Here is a 7,290-nt window from a genome sequence, read left to right on the forward strand (position 1 = left end):
CCTGTGGGAGAGTAGGACGCCGCCGAACAATTTTTGAGAAATCCCCCGTGCCGGACGGCACGGGGGATTTCTGCGTTTAGGGTCGAGAACATGGATTACGACCTGGTCATCTTCGACAACGACGGTGTGCTCGTCGACAGCGAACCCATATCCAACCGGCTGCTCGCCGCCTATCTGACCGAGCTGGGGCACCCCACGACGTACGAGGCGTCGATCCGGGACTACATGGGGTCCGCGATGCACCGGATCCATGAGCTGGTCCTGGAGCGGACCGGGCAGCGGTTGCCGGCGGACTTCGACGACGTCTTCCACGCCCGGGTCTTCGCCGCGTTCGAGCGGGAACTGGTCGCCGTCGACGGGGTCGCCGCCGTGCTGGAGAAGCTGGCCGCCAACGGCGTGCCGTACTGTGTGGCGTCCTCCGGCAGCCATGAACGCATTCGGGTGGGCCATCGGACGACCGGGCTCGACCGCTGGTTCGACGAGGGACGGATCTTCAGCTCGCAGGACGTGGGACGGGGCAAGCCGGCCCCGGACCTGTTCCTGTACGCGGCCGAGCGGATGGGATTCGCACCGCGCCGCTGTGTCGTCGTGGAGGACTCACCACTCGGGGTGCAGGCAGCCGTCGCGGCCGGAATGGACGTGTACGGGTTCACCGCCATGACACCGGCGGACCAGCTGGCCGGAGCCGACCGCCTCTTCTCCGGCATGGCAGAGCTGGCCGACCTGCTCGCCTGACACACTGGAAGGTGAAGGAAATTCACCTTCGGCTGGATCTACCCACGAGTACACCGGAGCCCTACGCTCGCCGCCATGACGGAAGTGCTGCGGCGCGCTAGGGCCTCGCTGGCGTTCGGCTTCTTCGCGCAGGGCGTCGCCTTCGCCCTGCTCGTGACCCGGATCCCGGCCATCCAGGACCGATACGGAGTCTCGGACGCGCTGCTGCCCCTCTTCCTCGCCGCCGTACCCGTCCTCGCCGGTGCCGGCAGCGTGGCCACCGAACAGTTGGTGAAGCGCGTACCGGCGAGCGCGCTGCTGCGCTGGTCCCAGCCGGTCGTGCTCCTGGCGCTGCTCGGCGTCGGAGCAGGCGAGCGCATGGCCGCGCTCGGGGTCGCACTCGCGGTCTTCGGGCTGGCGGTGGGGATGCTCGACGCCTCGATGAACATGCTCGGGGTGAGCATGCAGCGGGCGTACGGGCGGAGCATCATGCTCGGTTTCCACGCCGCGTACAGCCTGGGCGGAATTTTGGGCGCCTCGCTGGCATGGGCGGGGGCACACTGGCACCTCGCGCTCTGGGTGTCGTATCTGCCGGTCGTGGCGGTGCTGTTGCCGGCCGTGCTGGTGGGGAGCCGCTGGTACGCCGACGGGGACGGCGGCAACGGCGGGGACCTCCAGGCCGAGGACTGGGCCAGTGACAGGGCCGAGGTCGGGGCTGGTCGGGGGGACGGCGGGGGTGTCGTGTTCAGGGCGCTGCTGCCGCTGTGCCTGGTGATGACCTTCGCGTACATCGGGGACTCGACCGTCTCCAACTGGAGTGCCAAGTACCTCCAGGACGTGCTGGGCGGTTCCGAGCAGCTGGCGACCGTGCCGTACAACGTGTACATGGTGACGACGTTGCTGGGGCGGGCCGTCGGGGACCTCGGGGTGCGGCGGTTCGGGGCGGTGGGCGTCGTGCGGGCGGGGGCGCTGGTGGCCGCGGCGGGGTTCGGCGTGGTGGCGGTCGCCCCGGGGGCGTGGCTGGGGATCGCCGGGTTCACCTTGCTGGGGCTCGGGCTGTGCGTGCTGGTGCCGCAGACGTTCGCCGCGGCCGGGAGGATGTTCCCGGGCGCCTCGGACGCGGCGGTCGCGCGGCTCAATGTCTTCAACTACGTGGGTTTCCTGATCGGTTCGCCGCTGGTGGGCGCGTTGGGGGACGCGTGGAGCCACCGGGGGGCGATGGTGGTGCCGATGGTGTTGGTGCTGGTGACGTTGGTGTACGCCCGGTCGTTCGCCGCTCGGCCGGACCGATACGGTGGCGGTCATGAGCGGCCGCGCACAGCTGATGTGGGACGAGGCAGTAACGGGCTACGACTTCGGCCCGGACCATCCGATGGACCCGGTCCGGCTGGATCTGACCCGGAGGCTCGTCCGCGCCCTGGAGCTCGACCGTGAGGTGACGGTCGCGTCCGCCAAGCCGGCCGGGGAGTCGACCCTGCGGCTGGTGCACCGCGAGGACTACATCGCCGCGGTGAAGGCGGCCTCGCTGGACCCGGGCGCGGCGGACCCCTCGTACGGGCTGGGGACGATGGACGATCCGGCCTTCGCCGGGATGCACGAGGTGTCCTCCCTCATCGCGGGGCTGTCCGTGGGGGCGGCGGAGGCGGTGTGGCGCGGGGACGCGCTGCACGCGGTGAACTTCGCGGGCGGTCTGCACCACGCGATGCCGGGCGGCGCGTCGGGGTTCTGCATCTACAACGACGCCTCGCTGGCCATCGCGCGGCTGCTGGAGCTGGGGGCCGAGCGGGTCGCCTACGTGGACGTCGACGTGCATCACGGCGACGGGGTGCAGGCGGCGTTCTGGGAGGACCCGCGGGTCCTGACGATCTCGTTGCACGAGCATCCCCGGACGTTGTTCCCGCAGACCGGGTGGCCCGAGGAGACGGGGGCGGAGCGCGCCGGGGGGTCGGCGGTGAACCTGGCCCTGCCGGCGGGGACCGGGGACGCGGGATGGCTGCGGGCGTTCCACGCCGTCGTGCCGGAACTGATCGCCGACTTCCGGCCGGACGTACTGGTCACCCAGCACGGGGCCGACACGCACTTCGAGGATCCGCTCGCCCACCTCGCGGTGTCGCTGGACGCCCAGCGGGCCGTGCAGGTGGCCTGCCACGAACTGGCGCACACGTACGCCGGGGGGAAGTGGGTGGCGCTGGGCGGGGGCGGATACGCCGTGGTCGACGTGGTGCCGCGGTCGTGGGCGCATCTGGTGGGCGTGGCGGCGGGGGCGCCGGTGCCGCCGGAGACGGTGATCCCCGAGGGATGGCGGCAGCACGTCTTCGCCCGTACCAGGCAGCTGGCCCCGGCGCGGATGACCGACGGGCGGTGGCCCGTGGAGTGGGCGGACTGGGAGGCGGGGTACGACCCCGCGGACCGGCTGGACCAGGCGGTACTGGCCACGCGGCGGGCCGTGTATCCGCTGCGGGGGCTGCTGCCGTAGGGGGTTGCCCTGGCCGGCTGCCGTAGGGGGCTGCCCTGGCCGGCTGGCGCAGGGGCGGGAGGCGGCGGGCTTACGCCGACCGTGCGCTCTTCGGCCGTTCCCGGGACGCCCCCCGCCCTTCTCGCGCACCATCAGCCCCGTGTGGAGTACCGCGGCCCTGAGGGCCCATCTGCTCGCTGCCGGGCTGGCCGGGGAGGTGGCCACCACCCGGGAGGAGAGCCTTCGCAGTTACCGCCTCTTCGCCGCCCGCGATCCCCGGGTGATGATCGGTATCGATCCCGAGAAGACCTGGGAGGTGCGGGATCTGGTCGAGTTGATGGCGGCCAAGTGCGGGGTTTCGGCCGATCCGGCGGACGTTTCGGGGCATGATGTGATCGACCCCGAGCGGACCCTGGCCGCCCTCGACGTGTTCGCGCAGCGGCTGGCCGAGGTCGCCCGGCGTGCCGCGCCCGTGCTCGTGGGGACCGGGCACCCGCATCGGCTGCTCGGCTTCTACGGCGGGATCGCGGACGCTTTGTCGGCGGCGGGATGTGAGGTCCTCACTCCCGCGCAGGGTCGCTGTGTCGACATAACGACCCGGTTCGGACTACGCACGTACCACCTGGACTACGTACGAGGTGTCGCGCTGGTGCGGGGTTCCGAGGCCTGGCGCCCCGGGCGTGCGACCGGCGTGCACACCCACTCGCCCCTCCCGGTTCGACTGGCGCTGGCGGCGGCCGCGGAGGCCGGCGGGCGGTTGCCGGAGCTGGTCATCGGGGACCACGGGTGGCTCTGCGGGGCAGGTCAGCTGGGGTTCGATGCGATGGGTCCGGCGGACACCGACGACCCCGCGCCGTTCGTGGGGGAGGCCGAGGGGTCGGTCTCCGTCGTCGTTCCACTTGATGACGGCGTGCGGTCCGCTTACTACCGCCCGCTGACCCGCTACGTACTCAATCGAGCGTGTCTGTCACAGTAGGCCGCCGATGGGTGCACCTCTTCCCCACTCGCATCACCCGCCCCTACATTGGGGAGTGAGCACGCAGCGACGAAGAGTCACCGGAAGGGGAAGCCGGTGGCCGTCGAGTCGAGTGCGGAAGGTTCAGGTGTGTCATGGCTGCTGACCAGAGGCCTCTGAGCGAGGTTCAGTTCCTTACCGTGGCGGAAGTCGCCTCGGTGATGCGAGTGTCCAAGATGACCGTGTACCGGCTGGTGCACAGCGGTCATCTGCCCGCGATCCGGGTGGGACGGTCCTTCCGCGTCCCGGAGAACGCGGTTCACGAGTACCTCCGCGAGAGCTACGTGGGGGTGGAAACCGCCTGACGGCTGGGTCCGGGGGGATCCGTTCACCGGGCACGTCAGGGTCCCTCCGCCCCTCGATTACGACCTCAGCGCTCGGGCGGGTAGGCTAGCCCCTCGTAGGTCGTATGGGCCCATGGCGCCCAGCACCGAGTGATGAGAAGTGAGCGAGGGTAGTCGTGGGCTCTGTTATCAAGAAGCGGCGCAAGCGGATGGCCAAGAAGAAGCACCGCAAGCTGCTCAAGCGCACGCGCGTTCAGCGTCGCAACAAGAAGTAAGCGCAGTTCGTTCGCGCGGCGTCCGCCGCGAGAGCGTGGTGTGGCCCCCCACCGTCCGTCGGTGGGGGGCCACACGCGTCTCCGGAGCGTCGTGCGGAGGGGTGAACGCCGTGCGTAGGAGCGGACGGGCAGTCGGCCGAGCCGGTCGTACGAACGGTCGCCTTCCGTCATGTGGCGCGTCGGGCGGTCATCCCGGCGCAACACCTACCCGCTAAGTTGGCCCGCGGACGGGGAACGCGGCAGGGTAACGAGCAGTGCGGCAGCCGGGCGGCACCAGTGCGGAAGGAAGGCGCTGATCTTGGGCAAGGTTGTGCTCGTCACCGGAGTGGCCCGTCAGCTGGGGGGTCGGTTCGTACGACGGATCCAGCGTGACCCGGAGGTCGACCGGGTGATCGCCGTGGACGCCGTGCGGCCCGAGCACCATCTCGGCGGGGCCGATTTCATCCAGGCCGACATCCGGCAGCCCACCATCGCGCGGGTGCTCGCCGAGACCGGTGCCGACACGGTCGTCCACCTGGACGTGACGGCCACCGCGCTGGGCAGCGCCAGCCGGACGCTGGTCAAGGAGACCAACGTCATCGGCACCATGCAGCTCCTCGGCGCCTGTCAGAAGTCGCCGAGCGTACGGCGGCTGGTGGTCAAGTCCAGTACGAACGTGTACGGGTCCGCGCCCCGCGACCCGGCCGTCTTCACCGAGACGACCTCGGCGAAGTCGCTGCCCAGCGGCGGTTTCGCCAAGGACATCTGCGAGGTCGAGGGGTATGTGCGCGGGTTCGCCCGGCGGCGGCCGGACGTCGCGGTCTGCGTGCTGCGGTTCGCCAACATCCTCGGGCCGACCGCCGAGACCCCGCTCGCCTCGTACTTCTCGCTGCCGGTGCTGCCGACGGTCCTCGGCTACGATCCGCGGCTGCAGTTCGTGCACGAGGACGACGTGATCGAGGTGCTGCGGATCGGCTCCCACGAACCGGCGCGGGGCACCCTGAACAGCGGCACGTTCAACATCGCCGGCGACGGCGTCCTGCTGCTGTCCCAGTGTTCGCGGCGGCTCGGGCGGCCCACCGTGCCGCTGCTGCTGCCCGCCGTCACCTGGGTGGGCTCCCTGGTCCGTACGCTGGGCGTGACGGACTTCGCGCCCGAGCAGATCCGGCTGCTCACCCACGGCCGGGTCGTGGCGACGGACCAGATGCGCGAGACGCTGGGTTTCACTCCGAGGTACACCACCGCGGAGACGTTCGCGGACTTCGCGCGCAGTCAGGGTCCGGGGCTGCTGCCCCCCGAGGTCCTCGCGGCGGCCGTCGACCGGATCGCCGCGCTGCCCCTCGCGGGCGGCGGCCACCCCCCGACCCAGAGCGCCAACTGAGGAGCGCATCAACGATGGCGGACGCCAAGGTCATTCCGTTCGACGACGACCGGTCCCGTGGGAGCGCCGTGCAGCGGCCGTCGCGGCGCCGGGGCGGGGCCGGCCGGCGCACGAGCGGTGAGCCGGCGCCGGTCCGTGGGATCGGTGACGTCGGTGAGGTCCAGCCCCTGCCCACCAGGGCGGTCACGAAGGATGATGATCCCGTGACCGGTACCGGGGAGGAGCAGCCGCGGCCGCCGCGGGAGGACGCCGGCGGTGTCGAGCGGCGCATCGCGGGCGGCCTGGCCTTTCTGCGCCGCCGTCTGACGGGTGATTACGACGTCGACGACTTCGGCTACGACGAGGAGCTCACCGACCAGGTCCTGATGTCGCTGCTGCGGCCGGTGTACGAGAAGTACTTCCGGGTCGAGGTGAAGGGCCTGGAGAACATCCCGTCCGAGGGCGGCGCCCTGATCGTCGCGAACCACTCCGGGACGCTGCCGCTGGACGGGCTGATGATGCAGGTCGCCGTGCACGACCACCATCCGGCGGGCCGTCATCTGCGGCTGCTGGCCGCCGATCTCGTCTTCGTCCTGCCCGTCGTCAACGAGCTGGCCCGCAAGCTCGGCCACACCCTCGCCTGCGCGGAGGACGCCGAACGGCTGCTGGCGGCGGGCGAACTGGTCGGGGTGATGCCGGAGGGCTTCAAGGGCATCGGGAAGCCGTTCGGCGAGCGCTACAAGCTCCAGCGGTTCGGCCGGGGCGGCTTCGTCTCCACGGCCCTGCGGCAGGGTGCTCCGATCGTCCCCTGCTCGATCGTCGGGGCGGAGGAGATCTATCCGATGATCGGCAACGCCAAGACCCTCGCCCGGCTGCTCGGCTTCCCGTACTTCCCGCTGACGCCGACGTTCCCGTGGCTGGGGCCGTTGGGGGCGGTGCCGTTGCCGACGAAGTGGACGATCCAGTTCGGTGAGCCGATCCCGACGGACGGGCATCCGCCGGAGGCGGCGGAGGATCCGATGCTGATGTTCAACCTGACGGACCAGGTGCGGGAGCAGATCCAGCACACGCTGTACAAGCTGCTGGTGCAGCGGCGGTCGGTGTTCTTCTGAGGTGAGAGGCTGCTGCCGCGCCAGCAGGCTGCCGGTTCGCCGGCCGGTACGGCGGGGGGGGGGGGGGGGGCCGGGCGGGGCCCCCCCCCCCCCGCC

Annotated in this window: 8 protein-coding genes; all 8 read left to right on the plus strand. The window is 71.1% G+C overall.

What is annotated here, in order from left to right:
- Window positions 1-90: 90 nt before the first annotated feature.
- The 8 genes from ACFV9M_RS41470 to ACFV9M_RS41505 all read left to right on the plus strand — a co-directional run bounded on the left by ACFV9M_RS41470 (window position 91) and on the right by ACFV9M_RS41505 (window position 7,194).
- Window positions 91-735 carry an HAD family hydrolase gene (locus ACFV9M_RS41470; RefSeq protein ID WP_385079482.1) on the plus strand — a complete coding sequence of 215 codons (645 nt, stop codon included), beginning with the start codon at window positions 91-93 and terminating at the stop codon, window positions 733-735.
- A 75-nt stretch (window positions 736-810) separates the two neighbouring features.
- Window positions 811-2,148 (plus strand): MFS transporter, encoded by a 1,338-nt coding sequence (locus ACFV9M_RS41475; RefSeq protein ID WP_385079485.1) that lies wholly within the window; start codon window positions 811-813, stop codon window positions 2,146-2,148.
- Window positions 2,039-3,190 carry an acetoin utilization protein AcuC gene (locus ACFV9M_RS41480; RefSeq protein WP_385079497.1) on the plus strand — a complete coding sequence of 384 codons (1,152 nt, stop codon included), beginning with the start codon at window positions 2,039-2,041 and terminating at the stop codon, window positions 3,188-3,190. The genes ACFV9M_RS41475 and ACFV9M_RS41480 overlap by 110 nt, the downstream gene beginning before the upstream one ends.
- Before the next feature lie 139 nt (window positions 3,191-3,329).
- Window positions 3,330-4,145 (plus strand): phosphatase, encoded by an 816-nt coding sequence (locus ACFV9M_RS41485; protein ID WP_385079488.1) that lies wholly within the window; start codon window positions 3,330-3,332, stop codon window positions 4,143-4,145.
- Window positions 4,146-4,279: 134 nt separating this feature from the next.
- Window positions 4,280-4,489, plus strand: coding sequence for a helix-turn-helix domain-containing protein (locus ACFV9M_RS41490; protein ID WP_162655568.1), 210 nt, complete (start codon window positions 4,280-4,282; stop codon window positions 4,487-4,489).
- Window positions 4,490-4,644: 155 nt separating this feature from the next.
- Complete coding sequence (locus ACFV9M_RS41495; RefSeq protein ID WP_003948845.1) at window positions 4,645-4,743, plus strand: 30S ribosomal protein bS22; 99 nt, start codon at window positions 4,645-4,647, stop codon at window positions 4,741-4,743.
- Window positions 4,744-5,041: 298 nt separating this feature from the next.
- Window positions 5,042-6,103 carry an NAD-dependent epimerase/dehydratase family protein gene (locus tag ACFV9M_RS41500; protein WP_385079491.1) on the plus strand — a complete coding sequence of 354 codons (1,062 nt, stop codon included), beginning with the start codon at window positions 5,042-5,044 and terminating at the stop codon, window positions 6,101-6,103.
- A gap of 14 nt (window positions 6,104-6,117) precedes the next feature.
- Window positions 6,118-7,194 (plus strand): lysophospholipid acyltransferase family protein, encoded by a 1,077-nt coding sequence (locus ACFV9M_RS41505; RefSeq protein WP_385079494.1) that lies wholly within the window; start codon window positions 6,118-6,120, stop codon window positions 7,192-7,194.
- Window positions 7,195-7,290: the final 96 nt, after the last annotated feature.

The sequence above is a fragment of the Streptomyces sp. NPDC059895 genome (assembly GCF_042731035.1).
GTDB lineage: Bacteria > Actinomycetota > Actinomycetes > Streptomycetales > Streptomycetaceae > Streptomyces.